Source organism: Streptomyces sp. NBC_00210 (genome assembly GCF_045160975.1).
Taxonomy (GTDB): domain Bacteria; phylum Actinomycetota; class Actinomycetes; order Streptomycetales; family Streptomycetaceae; genus Streptomyces.
This window is the reverse complement of record NZ_CP108120.1, coordinates 3,053,523-3,072,757: the sequence shown is the minus strand read 5'-3', so window position 1 is coordinate 3,072,757 and position 19,235 is coordinate 3,053,523. Positions and strand designations below refer to the sequence as shown.

16 protein-coding genes are annotated in these 19,235 nt (G+C 66.6%); 11 read left to right on the top strand and 5 right to left on the bottom strand.

Annotated features, from left to right (window positions below):
• The first annotated feature begins 4 nt into the window (after positions 1–4).
• The 7 genes from OG729_RS13745 (at position 5) to moeZ (ending at position 8,693) form a co-directional block, all read left to right on the top strand.
• The gene (locus OG729_RS13745) at positions 5–967 is read left to right on the top strand and encodes an alpha/beta fold hydrolase (protein ID WP_405806270.1); all 963 of its coding nucleotides are present in this window, start codon (positions 5–7) and stop codon (positions 965–967) included.
• A gap of 8 nt (positions 968–975) precedes the next feature.
• The gene (locus OG729_RS13740) at positions 976–2,280 is read left to right on the top strand and encodes a DUF3152 domain-containing protein (protein WP_360873567.1); all 1,305 of its coding nucleotides are present in this window, start codon (positions 976–978) and stop codon (positions 2,278–2,280) included.
• Between the two features lie 252 nt (positions 2,281–2,532).
• The gene (locus OG729_RS13735; protein ID WP_360873564.1) at positions 2,533–4,218 is read left to right on the top strand and encodes a DUF3492 domain-containing protein; all 1,686 of its coding nucleotides are present in this window, start codon (positions 2,533–2,535) and stop codon (positions 4,216–4,218) included.
• On the top strand, positions 4,215–5,591 hold the full coding sequence (locus tag OG729_RS13730) for a hypothetical protein (RefSeq protein ID WP_405806268.1): 1,377 nt from the start codon (positions 4,215–4,217) through the stop codon (positions 5,589–5,591). The genes OG729_RS13735 and OG729_RS13730 overlap by 4 nt, the downstream gene beginning before the upstream one ends.
• 142 nt (positions 5,592–5,733) lie before the next feature.
• On the top strand, positions 5,734–6,693 hold the full coding sequence (locus OG729_RS13725; RefSeq protein ID WP_360873559.1) for an NAD-dependent epimerase/dehydratase family protein: 960 nt from the start codon (positions 5,734–5,736) through the stop codon (positions 6,691–6,693).
• Entirely contained in the window at positions 6,681–7,451 is a 771-nt protein-coding gene (locus OG729_RS13720) for a spherulation-specific family 4 protein (protein WP_405806266.1), read from the top strand. The genes OG729_RS13725 and OG729_RS13720 overlap by 13 nt, the downstream gene beginning before the upstream one ends.
• Before the next feature lie 63 nt (positions 7,452–7,514).
• Positions 7,515–8,693: an adenylyltransferase/sulfurtransferase MoeZ gene (gene moeZ, locus OG729_RS13715; RefSeq protein WP_405806265.1), complete on the top strand. Its 1,179-nt coding sequence runs from the start codon at positions 7,515–7,517 to the stop codon at positions 8,691–8,693.
• Between the two features lie 166 nt (positions 8,694–8,859).
• Here the strand turns inward: moeZ and OG729_RS13710 are convergent, their stop codons facing one another.
• Together OG729_RS13710 and OG729_RS13705 are read right to left on the bottom strand one after the other, a co-directional pair.
• Positions 8,860–9,078, bottom strand: a complete 219-nt coding sequence (locus tag OG729_RS13710) for a hypothetical protein (protein WP_405806263.1) — start codon at positions 9,076–9,078, stop codon at positions 8,860–8,862.
• A gap of 440 nt (positions 9,079–9,518) precedes the next feature.
• Positions 9,519–10,289, bottom strand: coding sequence for a hypothetical protein (locus OG729_RS13705; protein WP_405806261.1), 771 nt, complete (start codon positions 10,287–10,289; stop codon positions 9,519–9,521).
• 267 nt (positions 10,290–10,556) lie between these two features.
• Between OG729_RS13705 and istA the strand changes: the two genes are divergently transcribed.
• The 3 genes from istA to OG729_RS13690 all read left to right on the top strand — a co-directional run bounded on the left by istA (position 10,557) and on the right by OG729_RS13690 (position 13,655).
• Positions 10,557–11,972 carry an IS21 family transposase gene (gene istA, locus OG729_RS13700; protein WP_405811003.1) on the top strand — a complete coding sequence of 472 codons (1,416 nt, stop codon included), beginning with the start codon at positions 10,557–10,559 and terminating at the stop codon, positions 11,970–11,972.
• Positions 11,969–12,739: an IS21-like element helper ATPase IstB gene (gene istB / locus OG729_RS13695; RefSeq protein ID WP_405803643.1), complete on the top strand. Its 771-nt coding sequence runs from the start codon at positions 11,969–11,971 to the stop codon at positions 12,737–12,739. Before istA ends, istB begins: the two co-directional genes overlap by 4 nt.
• 277 nt (positions 12,740–13,016) lie before the next feature.
• Positions 13,017–13,655, top strand: a complete 639-nt coding sequence (locus tag OG729_RS13690) for a hypothetical protein (RefSeq protein WP_405806260.1) — start codon at positions 13,017–13,019, stop codon at positions 13,653–13,655.
• Between the two features lie 373 nt (positions 13,656–14,028).
• Here OG729_RS13690 and OG729_RS13685 read toward each other — a convergent pair whose 3' ends face one another.
• A complete protein-coding gene (locus tag OG729_RS13685; protein ID WP_405806258.1) occupies positions 14,029–14,985 on the bottom strand; it encodes a lipase family protein in 957 nt (318 codons plus the stop codon).
• A gap of 1,694 nt (positions 14,986–16,679) precedes the next feature.
• Here OG729_RS13685 and OG729_RS13680 point away from each other — a divergent pair.
• Entirely contained in the window at positions 16,680–17,375 is a 696-nt protein-coding gene (locus OG729_RS13680; protein ID WP_405806256.1) for a pentapeptide repeat-containing protein, read from the top strand.
• Between the two features lie 60 nt (positions 17,376–17,435).
• Here the strand turns inward: OG729_RS13680 and OG729_RS13675 are convergent, their stop codons facing one another.
• A complete protein-coding gene (locus OG729_RS13675; RefSeq protein WP_405806254.1) occupies positions 17,436–18,668 on the bottom strand; it encodes a multiprotein-bridging factor 1 family protein in 1,233 nt (410 codons plus the stop codon).
• 152 nt (positions 18,669–18,820) lie between these two features.
• On the bottom strand, positions 18,821–19,183 hold the full coding sequence (locus OG729_RS13670; RefSeq protein ID WP_405806253.1) for a GntR family transcriptional regulator: 363 nt from the start codon (positions 19,181–19,183) through the stop codon (positions 18,821–18,823).
• Positions 19,184–19,235 lie beyond the last annotated feature (52 nt).

Genomic DNA, 19,235 nt, shown 5'->3' with positions numbered 1-19,235 from the left:
CCGCATGTCTTCGACAGAGCTGCCGGGAGTCCGCGCTGTCACCGCCGCCGCGGCCCCCAAGGTCGCGGCCGTGCGGGTCGCGGAGGGTGAGGAACTGCGCTCCGTGGCGCTGCCAGGACTGACCCTCACGGTCAGATCCCGGCCCCCGGCGCGCGCCGGACTGCCGCCCGCGCTGTACGTCCACGGGCTCGGCGGCTCCTCGCTCAACTGGTCCTCGCTGATGCTGCTGCTCGAGGACGTCGTGGACGGTGAGGCGATCGACCTGCCCGGCTTCGGGGACTCCCCGCCGCCGGACGACGGCAACTACTCGGTCACCGCCCATGCACGGGCGGTGATCCGGCATCTCGACGCCGCCGGGCGCGGGCCCGTGCATCTGCTCGGGAACTCTCTGGGCGGCGCGGTCTCCACCCGGGTCGCGGCCGTCCGGCCCGATCTGGTGCGCACGCTCACCCTTGTCTCACCCGCGCTGCCCGAGCTGCGCGTCCAGCGCTCGGCCGTGCCGACGGCACTGCTCGCGGTGCCCGGCGTGACCTCGCTCTTCACCAGGCTCACCAAGGACTGGTCGGCCGAGCAGCGCACCAGAGGAGCGCTGGCGCTCTGTTACGGAGACCCCGCGCGCGTCAGCGACGAGGCGCTGCGCAATGCTGTGGAGGAGATGGAGCGGCGCACACAACTCCCGTACTTCTGGGACGCGATGGCCCGCTCGGCCCGGGGAATCGTCGATGCGTACACCCTGGGCGGCCAGCACGGACTGTGGCGGCAGGCGGAGCGGGTGCTCGCGCCGACGCTGCTCGTCTACGGAGGGCGGGACCAGCTCGTGTCGTACCGTATGGCGCGCAAGGCGGCGGCGGCCTTCAGGGACTCCCGGCTGCTGACGCTCCCGGACGCGGGGCATGTCGCCATGATGGAGTACCCGGAGACGGTCGCCCTGGCCTTCCGTGAACTGCTCGTCGACCGTAGGAGCTGATCCGGGGCGTGGGACGACACAGCCGCAAAGGCCCCGCACCCAAGGGCTCGGATTCGGACAGCACGTCCGGCATAGGGACCACGGACTCCGGCGGTGGGCGGCGCAGACACTCAGCCGCACCGGGATCCGAACAGCACGCCCCCGCCGGATACGGCACACCGCAGACCAGGGGCGGACACCCCGAGCAGCGTGAGCAGGGCGGCGGCTGGGGCGTACCGCAGCAGTACCAGAACTGGCAGGGTGCCCCGGGCGGTCAGCGGGCGCAGGCGCCTCCCGCGCCGCGGACGGTCGCCGGCGGGGCGCGAATACCCGGCCCGCGACGGGAGTTCGTCGAGGCCTTCGACCAGCCGCAGTCCCGGCCGCAGCCCCCGTCGCAGTCCCGGCAGGACAGAGCGCCGGACTCCGATCCGTACACCTCCGTCACTTCCTGGACCGATGAGCCGGGCGGGCCCGACGCGCTCGACGATCAGGACGGCGGGCCGCAGGAGCGGCCCGCCAAGGCGGGCAAGGGACGCACCTTCACCGGGATCGCAGCCGCCGCTGTGACCACCGTTCTCGCCGTCGTCGTGGCCGGCCAGGTGGCCGCCGACGATCCCGGCCACCCCACCGCCCAGTCCGCGGGCGACGACCGGGGCGCGGCCGAGAGCCCGGCGTCCCGGTCCGAGGACCGGAAGGCGCCGCCGAAGGACCAGCAGGCCGCCGCGCCGGGAGTCTCGTACCAGCAGCTGATGGCGACTCAGTTCCCCATCGACGCCAAGCTGAAGGCGAGCGGGAAGTTCGAGACGGTACCCGGCTTCGAGAAGGCGCCCGGCAAGGGCCGCAAGATCCGCTACCGGGTGGATATCGAGCGGGGCCTCGCACTGGACGGCGCGCTCTTCGCCAAAGCGGTCCAGGAAACCCTCAATGACGACCGCAGCTGGGCGCACGGGGGTGAGATGACCTTCGAGCGGATCTCGTCCGGTGAGCCGGAATTCGTCATTACGCTGGCGTCTCCCGGGACCACGGCGGACTGGTGCGCCAAATCCGATCTGGACACCACGGTCGACAATGTCAGCTGCGACTCGGCGTCGACCGACCGCGTGATGATCAACGCGTACCGATGGGCGCAGGGCTCAACGACCTACGGCGACAAGGCGATGGTCAGCTACCGCCAGATGCTCATCAACCACGAGGTCGGACACCGGCTCGGGCACGGCCATGTGAGCTGCCGCACGCCAGGGGCGCTCGCGCCGGTGATGCAGCAGCAGACCAAGTCGCTGGACATCGACGGGATCAAGTGCAAGCCCAACCCCTGGGTGTATCCCAGTAGTTGAGTCCGGAATGCGGGACGGGTGTCTCACGCCCGATTCTCGGCGAGGAGCTGGCCGGTGCCTGACGCTCCGTAATGAAGTGGCACCTTAGCGCGACGGAACGCCACCGGCGCGCGAAAGTTACGTGCATTCACCCCTTCCGGTGGTGCGATGGACAACCGTCCGTCGCACCACCGGTACACCGGCTTAACGTCGTCCCGCTGTGAGCCGCCGGATCAACGGCGGCCGCCCACAAGGGAGATCGGGGGTGCGCTCGTGCGGATCGGACTGCTTACGGACGGTGGTTATCCGTATGCGACAGGTGAGTCCAGGCTGTGGTGCGACCGGCTTGTGCGTGGACTGGCACAGCACGAGTTCGACATCTATGCGCTGAGCCGGACCGCGCAGCAGGAGGACCACGGCTGGATCCGGCTCCCGCCGCAGGTGCAGTGCGTGCGCACCGCTCCGCTGTGGGCGCCCGAGGACGACGGACGCACCTATGGGCGCCGCGAACGGCGGCGCTTCGTCTGCCACTTCAAGGAACTCGCCGCAGCGCTGTGCGGGGAGAACGGCGACTTCGCCGCAGGTCTGTACGGCCTCGCCGAACTCGCCCGCGAACGCGGCGGCCTCTATGCCGCCCTCCGCTCCGAACTCGCCGTACGCGTCCTCGAATCCGCCTGCCGCGCCCCCGGCACACGCCGCGCCGTGCACGCCGCCACCGTGCTCGACTATCTCGCCTTCGTGGACCGTCTCGAGCGCGCACTTCGGCCGCTCTCGCTCGACTGGTACCGCGACGACGGCCTCGGTGCCGTCGACCTCTGCCATGCGGCGTCCGGCGGATCCGCGGCCCTGACCGGCCTGTTGGCCAAACGCTTCTTCGGGGTCCCACTGCTGGTCACGGAGTACGGCGTTCAGCTGCGCGCGCACTATCTGGCGGCCGACGACCGCGAGCTGACCGCGCCGGTACGGGCCCTGCTCGCCGCCTTCCAGGGCCGGCTCGCCGCCGAGGTGTACGCGCAGGCCGCCATCATCACGCCCGGCAACACGCACGCACGGCGCTGGCAGGAGAAGTGCGGCGCCGACCGGGCCAAACTGCGGACCGTCTACCCCGGCATGGAGTCGGACCGTTTCGCCGCGGTGGGCGAGGGTGACGACAGCGGCGATGAGCACACCCTCGTCTGGGTGGGCAGGATCGAGCCCGCCAAGGATCTCATCGCGCTGCTGCACGCGTTCGCGGAGGTGCGCAAGGAGGAGCCGGGGGCGCGGCTGAGGCTGTTCGGGGCGCCGGTGCATGGGCCGGAGGCCGCGACGTATCTCGCCCACTGCAAGGCGCTGGCCGCCCAGCTCTTCCCCGACGAGGCGGCCGACGCGCACGCCGTCGGCGACAACCCCGTCTCCTTCGAGGAGATCGGCGGACCCGAGGCCCCCGAGCTCGCCGACGCATACGCCGCAGGCGCCGTGGTCGTCCTGTCCAGCGTCATCGAGGGCTTTCCGATCAGCCTGGTGGAGGCGATGTTCTGCGGCCGCGCGACCGTCTCCACGGACGCCGGCGCGGTCGTCGAAGTCATCGGGGGCACGGGCCTGGTCGTGCCCCCGCGCAATCCGCGTGCGCTCGCGGACGCGTGCCTCGCTCTGCTGCGCGACCCCGAGCGCAGGGAACGGCTGGGCGCCGCCGCACGCGCCCGGGCGCTCGAACTGTTCACGATCGAGCAGAACCTGACGGCATTTCGTGCCCTGTACCTGGAGCTGATCTCGCACTCCCCGGTCCGGCGCGAGGCCGAGTCCATCGGCGCCGACGGCGAGCCGCTGCCCTTCGCCCACCCGGCCGAGGCGTATGTGCCCGGGAACTGGACGGGCGGCGGCACCGCGTCGGGCGGCCGCATCCCGCGCTGGGCGAACGGGCCGGGGCCGTTGCGCGGCCTGATCGGTGCGGCTGCGACCCGGAAGGAGGCACGCGCATGAGTACGCCGCGTATGCCGCGTATCACGGAGAGCGCGGCTGGAGAAGAACCGGCGGGCGTGCGCTCCATCGACAGCCTGGCCGGCATTCCGGTCGAGGCCCCGGTCGACATCCAGGTCGACGTTGCCGGTGCGCCCAGCAGCCCGGGCGGTTGGGACACCTGCTCGGACGCGCTGCTCGCCGACTCCCTCGCGACGGTCGACAGGGCGGCAGAGAGGGCGGCCGAGAGGGCGGCCGACAAGCGGCCCGACACAGCGGGCGGCAAGACGTCCGACCCGGCGTCCGGCAGGACGACCGGGCGTAAGCCCCCCGCCCCGCGCCGCGGCCCCGCCGACCCCGTCAGAGCGCTGATGCACCGCCACCGGGAGCTGTGCGAGCGTGCCGTCGACCCCCTGGAGATCGCCGCGGGCCTCGAGGCCCACGGCGTCACCGACCGGACCGCCGCCCGCTTCCGCCACCGGGATGTCTTCTCCCTCGCCGAGGAGCTCTACGCGCGCGTGCCACGAGGAGCCGAGTCGTCGGCGGCAGCCGACCGCCCGGCGCGCGTCGCAGCGACGCAAGAACGTCCGGGCGCGGGGCGTGCGCTCCTCGTGCTGCTGCCGGGCGCCGTCTGCGCGCTCTCCGTCGCCGGCATGGAGGCCATGGAAGGCGCTGCCCGGATCGCCGCCGGAGCCATCGGCACCGCATTGGCGGCCGCCGTGCTCACGCTCTGTCTGCGGCACGGCCCACTGCGCGCCCAACGGCGCACCGTCCCCGCCGTACGCCTGTGGACGCTCTGGCTGCTGGCCTACGCGGCCTACGGCGAAGGACTCCTCGACGAGATCATCGGCGGCGGGCCCGATGGACCCCTGCCCATGGCCCCCGCCCCGCTTGTCGCCCTCGCCGTCGCCGTCGCCCCCGCAGCCTGCTGTGCCTGGCTCTTCTCCGTACAGGCGCGGCGCAGGCTCGACGGCAGCCGGGGCCTCGAGGAGTTCGCATCCGGCGTGCGCCCCCTGCTGCTCGGAGTTGTCGCGCTGTATGTCTGCGCACTCACGGCGCTTGTCCTGCTGGCCGGCCTCGCCCTCCCGCACACGTCCGCCGCCCCCGCCGTCGCGCTCGGCGCGCTGCTCTTCCTGGCCCGGCTGCTCATCGTCCACGGCTTCCCCGAGTCGGCGGCCGCCGGACTCGCCGCCGCATGCGCGGCCGAAGCCACCGCGCCCGCGCTGCTGCTGGCCGGACGCCTGCCCGGCTGCAGCTTTCTGGCCGGCCCCGTCGAAGCAGTCGTCGGCGCCGGGGGCGCCGGATCCGTGCCGGCCATCGCCTGCGCAACCGCCGCACTCGGCCTGCTGGCCCACGCCACAGCGGCCCTGTCGCGGGCCTCGGCGCACACCGTCTGACCTCCCGCGGAGCCGACACCGCGGGCGTCCCCCGGCATCAGTACCGGCACCAGTTCCGGCACCGAAAGCAACATCCCTAAGGAGAAAGCGACATGACCCCTCAACCCCCAGCTCCGGCCCGTCGGCACCGAGGGGCCGCGCGATGAGGGTGCTGCTGCTCGGTGCCAATGGATTCCTCGGCCGCTTCGTCGCCGACCGGCTGCTCGCCGACCCGGCCGTGCACCTCACCGCCCTCGGGCGCGGCGACGACGCCGACGTACGCTTCGACCTCGCCGGAGGCAGCCCCGGAGCCCTCACCCGCTTCCTGGGCGCCGTCCACCCCGGCGTCGTCATCAACTGCGCCGGTGCCACCCGCGGCGGCGCCCGCGATCTGACCCGGCACAACACCGTCGCCGTCGCCACCGTCTGCGAGGCCCTGCGCCGCAGCGGCTGTGGCGCCCGGCTCGTCCAGCTCGGCTGCGCCTCCGAGTACGGTCCCTCCCAGCAGGGTTCGTCGACCGCGGAGGACGCGATCCCGCGCCCCGGCGGCCCGTACGGCGTGAGCAAGCTCGCCGCCACCGAGCTGGTGCTCGGCGCGGGCCTGGACGCCGTCGTGCTGCGGGTCTTCTCGCCCGTCGGGCCCGGCACCCCGGCCGGCTCCCCGCTCGGCCGTCTCGCCGAGGCGATGCGCCGCGCGATGCAGTCCGGCGACGGCGAGCTGAAGCTCAGCGGCCTGGGCGTGCAGCGCGACTTCGTCGACGTACGGGACGTGGCGCGCGCCGTCCACGCCGCCTCGCTCTCCGCGGCCCAGGGCATCGTCAACATCGGTACGGGACGTGCCGTACGGCTGCGGGACGCGGCCGCCGTCCTCGCCAGGGTCGCGGGGTACGCGGGCGCGCTGCACGAGCTGGACACCCCGGCCGGCCGCCCGCCCCTCGGCGGCCCGCGCTCCGAGTCCGTCCTGGAGCAGCTGTCCGCGACCCCGCTGCCCTACCCCGACGGCTGCGGCAGCTGGCAGCAGGCGGACGTCCGCACCGCCCGCGACCGGCTCGGCTGGCGGCCCCGTATCAACCTCGAAGAGTCCCTTGCCGATATCTGGATGGAGGCGGCATGCCGCATCTGACCACCACCGGCACCCAGCTCTCCGCGACCGGCGCGGAGAGGCTTGGCTTCGGCGTGCCCGGCTATGCCCACCCGCTGCTGGCGCCCGTCGAATGGGCGGAACTGACCCGGCCGGGGACGCCCCTGCACTGGGTCGTCCTCAATGTCGACGACGGCCCGGGCGCCCGCCCCGACCCGCACTGCCTGGAGGCCGTGGGCAAGCTGAGCAACGCGGGCGTACGCGTCCTCGGCCATCTCGACATGGCGCACGGCTCGCGCTCCTTCGGCGATCTCGTCGCCGATGCGCACCACTACCTCGAGTGGTACCGCGTGGCGGGCTTCCTGCTCGAGAGATGTCCCACGGACCGCGCGGACCTGCAGGAAGTGCGGCGTACGACGGCCACGCTGGAGGCGGTCCTCGACGGCGGCCACCTGGTGCTGGGGCACGGCTCGCACCCGTATCCCGGATATGCGGAGGTCGCCGACCAGCTGGTCAGCTTCTCCGGGCCGTGGACCGACTACCGCTGGTCGCAGGTGGCGGAGTGGACGGCGGACTACCCGCCGGAGCGCTTTGTGCACTTCGTACATGGGGTGCCGCGTACGCATCTGGAGGAGGCCACCCGCATCGCCCGCTGGCAGGGCGCCGGGACGATCTTCTTCACCGACCGCACTGATGGGACGGGGCCCGGGGGTCAAAGAGGGCATATTCGCCCATTCGAGACACTGCCCGGTTACTGGGACGAAATCGTCTCGCAGATCGGACGGGGTGTCTCGGAATGAGGAGGGCCGTGGCAGTGTTACCGAGAGAACAACCGTACTGACATACCGATCAACGGAGTCCCCGTGTCGCTGCCACCCCTGGTCGAGCCAGCTGCTGAGCTCACCGTCGACGAGGTCCGCAGGTACTCCCGCCACCTGATCATCCCCGACGTCGGGATGGACGGGCAGAAGCGGCTGAAGAACGCCAAGGTGCTGTGTGTGGGCGCAGGCGGTCTGGGTTCGCCGGCCCTGATGTACCTCGCCGCGGCCGGTGTCGGCACGCTCGGCATCGTGGAGTTCGACGAGGTCGACGAGTCGAACCTGCAGCGCCAGATCATCCACAGCCAGGCCGACATCGGCCGCTCCAAGGCCGAGTCCGCGAAGGACTCGGTGCTCGGCATCAACCCGTACGTGAACGTGGTCCTGCACGAAGAGCGGCTCGAGGCCGAGAACGTGATGGACATCTTCAGTCAGTACGACCTGATCGTCGACGGCACCGACAACTTCGCGACCCGCTACCTGGTCAACGACGCGTGCGTGCTGCTGAACAAGCCGTATGTCTGGGGCTCGATCTACCGCTTCGACGGCCAGGCCTCCGTCTTCTGGTCCGAGCACGGTCCCTGCTACCGCTGCCTCTACCCCGAGCCCCCGCCGCCGGGCATGGTCCCGAGCTGCGCCGAGGGCGGCGTGCTGGGCGTGCTGTGCGCGTCCATCGGTTCCATCCAGGTCAACGAGGCCATCAAGCTGCTGGCCGGCATCGGTGAGCCGCTGGTCGGCCGGCTGATGATCTACGACGCCCTGGAGATGCAGTACCGCCAGGTCAAGGTCCGCAAGGACCCGAACTGCGCCGTGTGCGGTGAGAACCCCACCGTCACCGAGCTCATCGACTACGAGGCCTTCTGCGGCGTCGTGTCCGAGGAGGCCCAGGAGGCGGCGGCCGGTTCGACGATCACTCCCAAGCAGCTCAAGGAGTGGATCGACGACGGCGAGAACATCGACATCATCGACGTCCGTGAGATCAACGAGTACGAGATCGTCTCGATCCCGGGCGCGCGGCTGATCCCGAAGAACGAGTTCCTGATGGGCACCGCCCTTGAGGCGCTGTCGCAGGACAAGAAGATCGTCCTGCACTGCAAGACGGGTGTCCGCAGTGCGGAAGTCCTCGCGGTGCTCAAGTCCGCGGGCTTCGCCGACGCGGTGCACGTGGGCGGCGGTGTGATCGGATGGGTCAACCAGATCGAGCCCGACAAGCCGATCTACTAATCAGCTCTTGGACTGACCAGCAAGGCTGAAGAAGCCCACGGCTCTGACCAGGTCAGGTGCCGTGGGCTTCTGTCGTTGTTGGTCGGCGTCGGGCGCCCTCGCACGGCCCAGAGACGGCCCGGACTTCCCCGTGTCCGTTTCCCCAGTGCCGGGGCAGCCCTACAGGTCAACACGGGTCTCGATGTCGCCCCGCCTGAGAACGACGTTTGCCGGCCGGAAGGGCATCGCCGTCGACCTCGCCGACACCGGCCTCCTCGGCCGCCACCGCCATCACATGCTCAGCCTCGTAGACCCGCTCTCGCTGGTCGGCGTCGCCAAAACCGCCAGCAGCAAGCATGAAGTGGGCGATGACGGCGTGCTCCTCATCCCCGATGTCAGGGGCCATGGGTATCTCCATGCCGGACACACTCTCATCGGGCTCTGACATCGCACTGCCTCAGCTCCGCCACTGCTCGAATCCGCCACGACCTCTTCGTCCCGAAGCAACTGGGATGACCGTGTGACAGGGGCGGCGTGCTGCTGAGCTGCTGCGATGTTCGTCGTCGTCCGTTGTTGTCCGTGGCTGTTCGCTGGCGTTGTCACGCATTTAGAACTCACCCAGGGCGCTCGATCTTGCGGCCAAGCGATTAGCTCGTCACCAACTTCGACACGCATTCGACTGCGGCGGCACCTTCGTCTGGAGTGTCTTGCCTGTAGTACGGAGGCCTGGCGAGCCGATCACTCCGTCGAAGGAAGCCCGCTGACCTGCGAATCTTCGCTGCCTGGCCCATTGATCGAGGAAGCGGCTCGCTCCCTTGCTTTATCAATCTCCGGCTCCCGGCGATTTTAGCGTTTTGCGCCTTGGTGACTAACTGGGTGCAGAAGCTCCCTGTGCGGGTCTGGAAAACGAATCGACTCTGGATCCAAGAAGTTGATCAGACCCATTAGTTTTTCTTGCAGCAGGACTAGCCTTGGATGCCGCACTGTCGGTCCCTGTGCAAACTGATCGACGTCGGCCGATAGGCGCGCGAACCAATTAGAGAATGAGGAGTCGTTTTCGAGCTTCGCGCAGAACTCTGCATATCCGATACAGGCACCGCCTTCGGCGCTAGCATCAATCATTATTTCTCCGATAGCGCGCTGCTCGCCACGGAAGACGCGGAAGAGCTGATTAGGGAAACCGTCAGTGTTCAGGGCAGCACTAATAGCCGACAAGTGATTGACAACTTTACGGTTATCTTCTTGGGTGCCTAGTTCTAGGAACTGGATTTGGCGCCGCAAGATCTCGACCCATCCCAGGTACTCTGCTACGACGAACAGGGTGTTGTTCCGGGCGTACGTCTGTTCCACCGGAGTGCCGCGTGACAGGTAGACGTCGAGGAATCTGTTAGCGACGATATTGTAGACGCGGCTCTGTAGATCGAATGCCGCCCACAGCAGAGGATCGCGGAAATGGCTCATCAGATCCTGCCGCTCTTCCTGCTTGAGGCTCGCGACACGTTGCCGTTCTAGCTGGTCCTGTAGTACAGCGCGCTGCTTGCCATCCTTAGCCCCTAGCCCTGCTGTCAGGGCTGCACTGGCAAGCGCGACAGCTGCGGAGATGATTGCTACCCACATACCCCGAATTTTGGCGTCCGCAGGGCCGATGAGTCGATCAGCCGCGCCGGTAACCGAAGCGGGGCGGGACCCTCCTCGGTCGGGCAGCTTCGCCGCCCCGGGTTCTTCAGGGGCCGCCAAGACTCACGTAGTGACGCTTGCGTGTCGGCGTACACGTGAACGTCCCCACCCGCGTACGGATGAAAAGGGACAGTTGTTGATGCGGTGAGACCTGTTGCCCGCCACTCTGCTGCTTGATCGATGTGGGATGGCGGAGGGCGGTTGACGGTGGTCTTGGATCCGCATCGCTGGCTGGAACTGCGGCGTTTCCGTGGCCTGTTGGAGTCCGGGGCGATAAGTCTGTCGGAGATCGCCAGGGAGACGGGGCTGGACAGGAAGACGGTCCGCAAGTACCTCTCTGCACCTGGTCCGGCGACTCCTCCGAGGCGGTCGGCGAACGGGCGGTCACGGGCGAGGGCAATCGACGAGTTCGCGCCGCTGGTCGACTCGATGCTGCGGGCCGAGGTCCTGATGAAAGCGGCGGTCATCCACGAACGGCTTGCCAGCGAGTACGGGTTCACCGGCAACTACCAGCGGACGAAGCTCTACGTCCAGGATGCCCGTCCCAGGATCGCCGAGGAACTCGGCATCACGCCGAAGGAACTGGCGGGCATGCACCGCCGCTTCGAGGTCATCCCGGGCGCCCAGGCCCAGGTGGACTGGGGCGACGAGGGAAGGACCCTCGCCCACATGGGCATCGGCAAGGTCTACTCCTTCCACATGACGCTGTCGTACTCCCGTGACCCGTTCTGCTGCTTCACCACCAGCCAAGACCTGCAGTCGTTCTTCGACTGCCACCGCCGGGCGTTTTCCCACTTCGGCGGGGTGCCCATGACGATCGTTTACGACCGCACCAAGACCGTCGTCCGCCGGCATGTCGCCCCCGGCGAGGCGGTCCCGCTGCATCCGGAGGCGGTCGGCTTCGCCGGCCACTACGACTTCGACATCGATGTCCTGGCCGCCTACCGGCCCACCGGCAAAGGCCGCGTCGAACGCCAGGTGCTGATCGTCCGAGATCACGTGCTGTCCGGCCGGGCTTTCTGCTCCGTCGAGGAGATGGACGCCGCGTTCGCCGCGTGGGTGCCGCTCCGGCGGGCTCAGATCCACAAGACACACCGGGAGGTCATCGGCGAGCGGGCGGCCCGCGACCACGCGGCCCTCAAACCGCTGCCGCCGACCCCCTATCTGGTGGCCGAGCGGCACCTGCGGCCGGTCGGCAAGGACTGCCTGGTCGCCTTCGGCGGCAACCTCTACTCGGTGCCCGCCCGGCGCGTCCGCCCGCGCCAGCTGGTGGAGATCCGGGCCACGAAGTCGCAGGTCATGCTGCACTCCACCGTCCCCGGCACCGACGGCGACACGCTGCTGGCCATGCATGCGCGGGTGGTCGGCCGCGGTGTCCGCGTTGTCGAGGAACAGCACTGGGACGGCCTGCCCACCGGCAAGGGACGCCGAACCACCACCGGCGACATCCCGCCCCGGCCCCGCCCGCAGCCCCGAGGTGAAGAAGCCGGCCCGTTGCAGGCCCTGCTGAACCGGGCCGCCGCCACCCGGATCGAGGTCGGCCGCCGTCCGCTGTCGGTCTATGACGAACTGACCGGCACCCGCCCCTTCACCACCAGCCGACCGACGAAGGAATCCTCTTGAGCGAGCTGACCGGCAACCGCATCCGCACCACGGCCGGCAAGCTCGGCCTGCCCCACCTGGCGGAAACCATCAACGAGTTCACCCGGCGCGCGGACGAGGCGAAGATGGGCTACCTCGACTTCCTCGACCTGGTCCTCTCCGAAGAACTCGCCGTCCGTGACGACCGCCGCTTCCGCACCTGCCTGCGGACCTCAAAGCTGCCGCACCACAAGACGCTCGACGAATACGACTTTTCCTTCCAGCCCGAACTCGACCCGCGCAAGGTCAAGGACTTGGCCACCTTGTCCTTCGTCGAGGCCAAGGCGAACGCGGCCCTGCTCGGTCCGCCCGGGGTCGGCAAGACGCATATCGCCGTCGCTCTCGCGGTCGCGGCCTGCCGGGCCGGCTACTCGATCTACTTCACCAGTCTCGACGACATGGTCCGCAACCTCAAAGCCGCCGAAGCGACGGGCCGGCTGACCAGCAAGCTCGGTTCCTACCTTCGGCCGAGCGTCCTGGTGGTCGATGAGGTCGGCTACCAGCCCCTCGAACGAGCGGAAGCGAACCTGGTCTTCCAGGTCATCTCCAAGCGCTACGAGAAGGGCTCGATCATCCTCACCTCGAACAAGACCTTCAGCGAATGGGGCCAGGTCTTCGGCGACGAAGTCCTCGCCACCGCCATCCTCGACCGCCTCCTGCACCACTGCGAAGTGATCGCCATCAACGGCCCCAGCTACCGACTCAAGAACCGACTCAAGGCCATCGAGCGAGAGAACGAAGTGGCCTGACAGCTGGGGACGTTCATCTGTACGCGGCTGGGGAGCTGAGGCCGTACGCCGACAGCTTGCGCTTGGCAGCACCGTCCAGCCGTCGCCAGAGGACACACTACTTCGGGGCCGTCTGCTGTGTCGGGCTCATCAGTCGGCCCACCGAGCGTTTATTAAGAAGGTAGAGCGTGGTCCCTGATGCGCCGCAAGTAACTATGCACGCGATCGTTAGCCCTTACGGTTGGCAATACCCGCAAAATCGGCGCGCCTCCACGGCTGGGTTAAAAAAGTGCGAATCATGAATCTGCTTACCTATAACGCGCGCATTATGGAGGGCGCCGTGGATCCGGATTCTTCCACAGAAGAGCAACAAAGGCCGATCTTCCCTTCTCGCGTTTGGGGCGTGATTAAACAACACACAAATACTGCCATTAATGCTGCGATCGTGGTGATTGTTGGCTTGCTGATTACATGGGCGGCTGGAGGTCTAAGATCGTGTTCTCCAAGGCATTCCCCTATCCGTTTTTCTGAGCCATTGGATGGTGCCTCGGTTCCCAGGTGTATTGACCTCATTAGGGGCACGGGCTCGCTGGATGGCCATCATCTGTGGATTGGGGCAGCAGATCCACAAGGACAGATCCGCATCGTGATGCAGGCAGAACAGACCTCGCCTAAAAATAGTGGCACATGGCACGCAGGGCCCATGAATATCGGAATTTCCGGAGACCGAGGAGTTCGGTTTCAGATTCTCGCTCTTGATCTTGACGGCAGGACGTCAGAAGCCTTCGAAAACTCTTACATCGACCTCACAGATACCGTTTCCAAGCGCGATGATGACGGGAAGTGGCGTCTCGTCTTCCGGGGATCTGTCCCGAGTGGCATTACAGAACTGAGTCGGGTCGATGTGGTGCGCACAAATAGCGATCGACACTGCTAAGGGGCCCCAAGTCGACAAGATTGCCAATCGTTGAGCGGATGCGTCGGCGTCGAGGGCGCCCTACGCAACACACGGCTCCGGAGGCCGCGTGTGTCCTACGCGCTTCTGCTGGTCAGCGCCGTCTGGGAGCTCGGTACAGCCTTCGCTGTCCACGAATAGGCCGCGGTTCATGGAAGTACTCAAGCAAAATCTCATCTGGCCAGCAGTTGGTGACGGCCGTCTCCTTATACGGACAGTATGTGTTCGATGCAACCGTGAGGCCCCCCGCCGTGGTGTCACGTCATCTCTGGGAATCATCCAGTGACGGTTGCCGATGCTGGCTGCGAGCAGAACCCGGCTAGCGCCAGCCTAGCGAAGCATTACTGGATGTCGGTTACGGCTTGAGCAGGTTAATGATCGCCTGCATGGCCTCTGGCTGGGCGAGGTATCCGAAGTGGCCGCACGGGTCGCTCATGGTCTGGCCCTCGCCCACTGCCGTCGCAGATTTGACCGTTACGAGTAGGTCATTTGGTTGAATCGTGCGGTTTTCGATGAACAGGTTACGGCCCTGGCTATCGAGGAACGCGACACCGCGGCTGCGAGGGTTCGTGCCTTTGTGATAGGTCGCTCCGTAAGCTCGCAGCCGGAACGGGACAGGACGCCTATTAATCTCCCGAAGAACACTATTCCCCTTTGCCATGACGCTGATGCCTTCTGGGAGCTTTTTGGCGTTTCCGAAGAGGTACGTCACGAGCGGCGTCGCCGGATCGGGAGTCACTGACCTGACGGCGAATGTGGCCAACGTCGCCAGCCCGCTCAGGACCCTTCTGCTGGCATTGACAATGGGTGTTCCCTCGTGCGGTGTACCGAAGGTCACAACACGGATACGGTCGGGTGCGTACCCCGCATCTAGCAGATCATTCGCGACCCAGCGGGCAACGAGACCGCCGCGAGAGTGTCCGACAAGTACCACCTTTGCCCGTGAGTCGGCGGACAATTTCTTCCTGAGGATCCGAGACAGTTGCTCGCCGTTGTTGTCGATCGGGAGGAACGTGTCGTGCTCAAAACGCAGAATTCGCCGATGCGCGGCAACCCGAGCTAGTTCTGATTTAAGTGAGGGTAGGTTCGCGAGCCCGCAAGAGAGCGCCCCATGAATAAAGACGATCTCGTTCGCTAGTGACCGGTCCGGCAGGTCAGACACCTCTGGGTGTTCGTCAGCATCTCCTTCGAGCTTGGCGAGCCAGTGCGCTAGGCGCTTGTTGAATGTGGGATCGCGTCGCTGTTTCTCGGGGGCGCCCAGCCGCTGGAACACCGAGGCTCTGACGATGCCGGCGCGTCCGTCGTGATCCACGCCAAGGGTCCTGTTCCAGATTCGTCGTACCCTCCCTTCGCCCGCCTCGGCTGTCGTGTTATCCCCGCAATAGGCAGTCCATTCGACGACCGATTCTCCATGCCACTGCGCACGGAGGCGGTGGAGCGAGGTACCTCGCCATTCCCGTAGTATGGCCCGTCGCTGGCGACGAGAGCGAGGAGACTCTGTATAGGCGATCTCAAATCGCCTCACTCCGGGGGGAAGGTAGAAAGCCAGGACAGTCTCGTCATGCCAAGCGGCCGTGATCTGGCGGCTCCCCTCTAACCAAGCGAGTCCCGTTTCAATAAAGATAGGACGGGCGGCGTCAGGATCCTGCCCGGTCCTTTCCCATAGGTTGACGGCATGCTGGCCCCATTCGCTGATGGCATCTCGACCCGGGACCGGTCCCTGCGAACTACCGAAGTCGTCAAATAGTTCGCCTCGCTGCGGCAAATCTACGCCCATCACGGTCTCAAGGCTGCGTAGCGCCCTCATCGTGCGCTCGCCGGTGGCCGGCCCGTCAATCTCAACCATTTGAGCCGGGAATCGCTCGCCCTTGTGGCCTGTCAAGGTCACGGTCCACTTGGCTCGGCCTTCGCCGGGAGGAAGAGATGCTGGAGACTCTCGAATCAACGTCACATGAGCATGATCCCCAGTCAGCCCGGGCAGCCACCCCAACCAGGACTACTCTCGCCCGAACGAAGCAACCAATCCCCGGCTGATCCCTTGCATCGACGCGGCAGTCTGTAGCTGTGTCTTGGCAGGCCGCATAGTAGGCGCTTTTTGTGAGGTCGGTGGAACGGCTTTGGCCGGTGTCCTGCCCGGTTTGGGGTCGTGCATGATCAGGGGGCCGTACGCTTTCCGGCTACTCGGGCAGGCTTGTCCCCTGCCCGTAATGTGTCCGAGTGGCCCCCTGGTCTTGCTCGACGTGGGTCCCGGATCGGGGAGTGTGGGTAAAGCCGTGGAGCCGTCCGTCCCCACCCCCGGCCTGGTTCTTTCGCCCCCTTTGTGGGCGCGGGCGGGCGACGACGTGCGGCCCCGGTGGCGTAGACATGGAGGGGCAAGCGCGGCGGCGTCCGGCCGGCGCCGCCGCGCTGTGCGCGGCACCTCTGATCTCTGATCAGACTGCTACGCAGTTCAGGAGGTCGGGAATGCAGACGCCCGAGCGTCCAATGTGGTGTTCTCCCGAGCGTCCGCCTCTTCCCCCGGGCTGGTGCGCTGGTGTCGTTGGCGTCTGCCGGGGGCCACTCGGGCGCATGGCAGGCATGGGACAGGGCCGGTCCCGTTCGGTTGGGCTGGCAACGATCCTCGCTCGCTGACCGAACCCGGGTCGGGCAGCGAGCGCAGCGAGCCTTGATAGACGTAGGGAAACTCTGTCCGCGTCGTCTCAACTAGCTTGCTTAGCTTGCTGTCCGGACTCGGTTGATGCTTCAAGCAGTGGCTCACCCGACGTTTGGGACCGCTTGCCAAGGCAAGGACCCGGGACGCTGACTGGGTAGTCGAGCAGCCCCGGCCGAGCGTGATCGGTTAAAAGTCGCGGGTGAGAGGGTCACGCCGTTCGGCCTGCCAGAGGCTTTCATTCAGCGCGTCGCTGGGGCGGCGGCGAAATGCAATAGTTTTCCGTTTGCGATCGAGGGTCGTCAGGCGTACGACTGAAGAGAGAGTGATTTACCCACGCGCTGGGGAGGATCCCCATGCCCGTTGCAGGCCCATGGCAGTGGACTCTTGTCGGCGTACTGGTCGTGCTCGGAATCATGTTTGCGCTGCTCGCATGGAAGATGGCGGTCAAAGAGCGAGAGCAAGAGCCAAGAATCGAAGTGCTCTCCGCTGTGGGTGGCGGACTGATTACTGGGCTTGCCGTTGGTCTGGCAGTGCTATTTCTTCAGAAATCATTTGAAGAGTCACAAAAATATGCGACATGGAGAGCGAGTGTGGAGGTTGCTGAAAGCATCCCAGGGTTCGACCCAGCCGGGCGGGACATCAAGGGGATCAACTTTAGCGGCAAGAAGCTGCATGCCGCAGACTTCACCGGTGCTGACCTGCAAGGATCCAAACTTAGAGACGCCGACCTGGAAGGGGCGGTCTTCGACAATGCTGATCTCCGGGGTGCGAACCTTATAGGCGCTAACCTCAAGGAAACGAGCTTCAATGGCGCAAACCTTGAGGGCGCGCTCTTGCAAGATGCCGATTTCAGCTATGCAACTGTCTCTGTCAAGGTCCAACACGCGGAGGTAAACGCACGCACATGCTGGCCGCTCACTCTAAAGCGCGAGGTACTCGAGAAAGTCACCGTGAAATCTACTTATGACGAGAACGGCGTACAAGTAGATGACAAAGCGGATGGCCTTGTCGGGGGACAAAGATTCCCGTGCCTGCTGAGAAAGGAATAGCGATTTACCAGAACCACCCGACGTCAAGTTTTCAGATATCACCTGAGCATCGGCAGTGACTCAGCTGGCGCGGCTGAGCGTGTTCAGGTGATCCAAGTAGTCGCGGCCCGATGCTTCGCTGGCGTAGTCACGGTTGACGATCGCGGCTAGCTCTCGGCTGACCATGAGGAGCGACGGCAAGGACTGCCGATCGCCCTTGAGCGCCCATGCTCCGTAGTTCACGGCTTGGTCCAAGTCGCCCTGTCGAGCCGCAACTACCCCGAGAGTGATCCGAGCTTCTGCCATCCTCATCGGTGCGCGCTCGGTTCCGTCGAAGTCCGTCCCCGCGCGGATAACCTCGTGAGCAAGGTTCTCCGCGAAGCGGTCCTCTCCGAGGAGTCGATAGCAGTCCATTGCGTAGAAGTCGAACTTCGCCGGGTCCACCACAAAGTGGTGATCAAGGTTCTCGGGATATGGCATCCCTTCGAGCAACTTCCGACCGCGGTCGAGCGCAACTTCAGCCTGTCGACGATCGCCGACTCGGGCCCATCCCTTGGCTTCCTGCGCTGCGAGCTGGACAGCCACACCGTGACTCGGTGCGGCGTCTGTGCCTGCCTGTGCAGCGGCAAGGATGCCGCGGTAGTCGCCGGTGGTCAGAGCGAACCATGCGCGCATTTCATGAGCCCAACCGGCGATCTCCGAGTTGCCCGCCTCGTTGGCGAGCGACAGCGCGGCGCGGCGCGTGCTCTCGGCGGCTCCTCGGTCCCCCATGTCGTACTCGACGCATCCGATCAAGAGGGCGAGCCATCCAGAGAGCGTGAGTACCTCGCGGTGCTGGGCAAGGGTGAGCCGCTGTGCCTGGAGGCCGGCCACACGCTTGAGCCATTGTCGTCCCTCCATCGCCAGCTGGCCGCTCGGCAGATGCGGATACTCAGAGCACAGCCGATCAGTGGTGATCCGCAGAGCGTCCAGAGTGGCGCTGTCGACGTCGGAAGCCTGCAAGCGGCTGATGATGTCGAGCGTTTCCATGCCGCTGGCCGCGATGATCTCGGCGTTTCCGTCTCGTCGGCTGGTGACCGGGAAGATCGCGTGGGTCACCGTGCCGAAGGTTGCCGCAATGATCGGCTGGTAGAACTCGCTCGGCGTGACTTCGCCGGACTCCCAGCGCTTCCACTGCCGGACCATGTTCGCGCCCTCAGGCAGCCGCTTCGGGGCGTGTGCTCGCAGGGCGGCCACGGCCTCAGCTTGTGACCACTGTCGTGCCTCTCGCTCCGCCGCGATACGTCGCGCCCATGCCGGACGGTCGTCGCTCATGTGCCCTCCTATCGGGGTGCCTGCTTCGAGTCTGGCATCCCGGAGACCGGTGACACGGGGGGTGACAGGGGGTTGGCACCAGGGCTGTCCCCCAGTGACACCAGGCCTGTCACTAGTTGCAGGGTCACGTAGCGCGCATGGTGGGTCACCAGTCAGGCGCTGCCCTTCTGGCCAGCTCGCTTCTCCAACTCGGCTACTCGGGCGGCAAGTTCTCGGATCTCGGAGTTGATTGCGTTGATCTCGTCCCGCTTAACAGGCCCGGTCGCTTCGTCAGCGTCGATCGGAGGCGTCTGTACGAAGTACCCCCTTGTGGGCACGGACGTGATCAACCCTTCGTCCATGAGGATCTGGAGCGCGTTGCCAATGGTGACCGTCGTGACCTCGAACCTCTCGGCGAGATCGCGAAGTGATGCAAGGCGATGTCCTGTCGGAAGTCGGGCGTCTGTGATCTCGGTGCGCAACGCGTCGGCGATCTGCACCTTCTTGGGCCTCGGATCGTGGGCAGCAACGGTCATGGACCGAGGGTATCGAGCGCCAAGATCTAGCGCACTCTATTGCGCACTACCC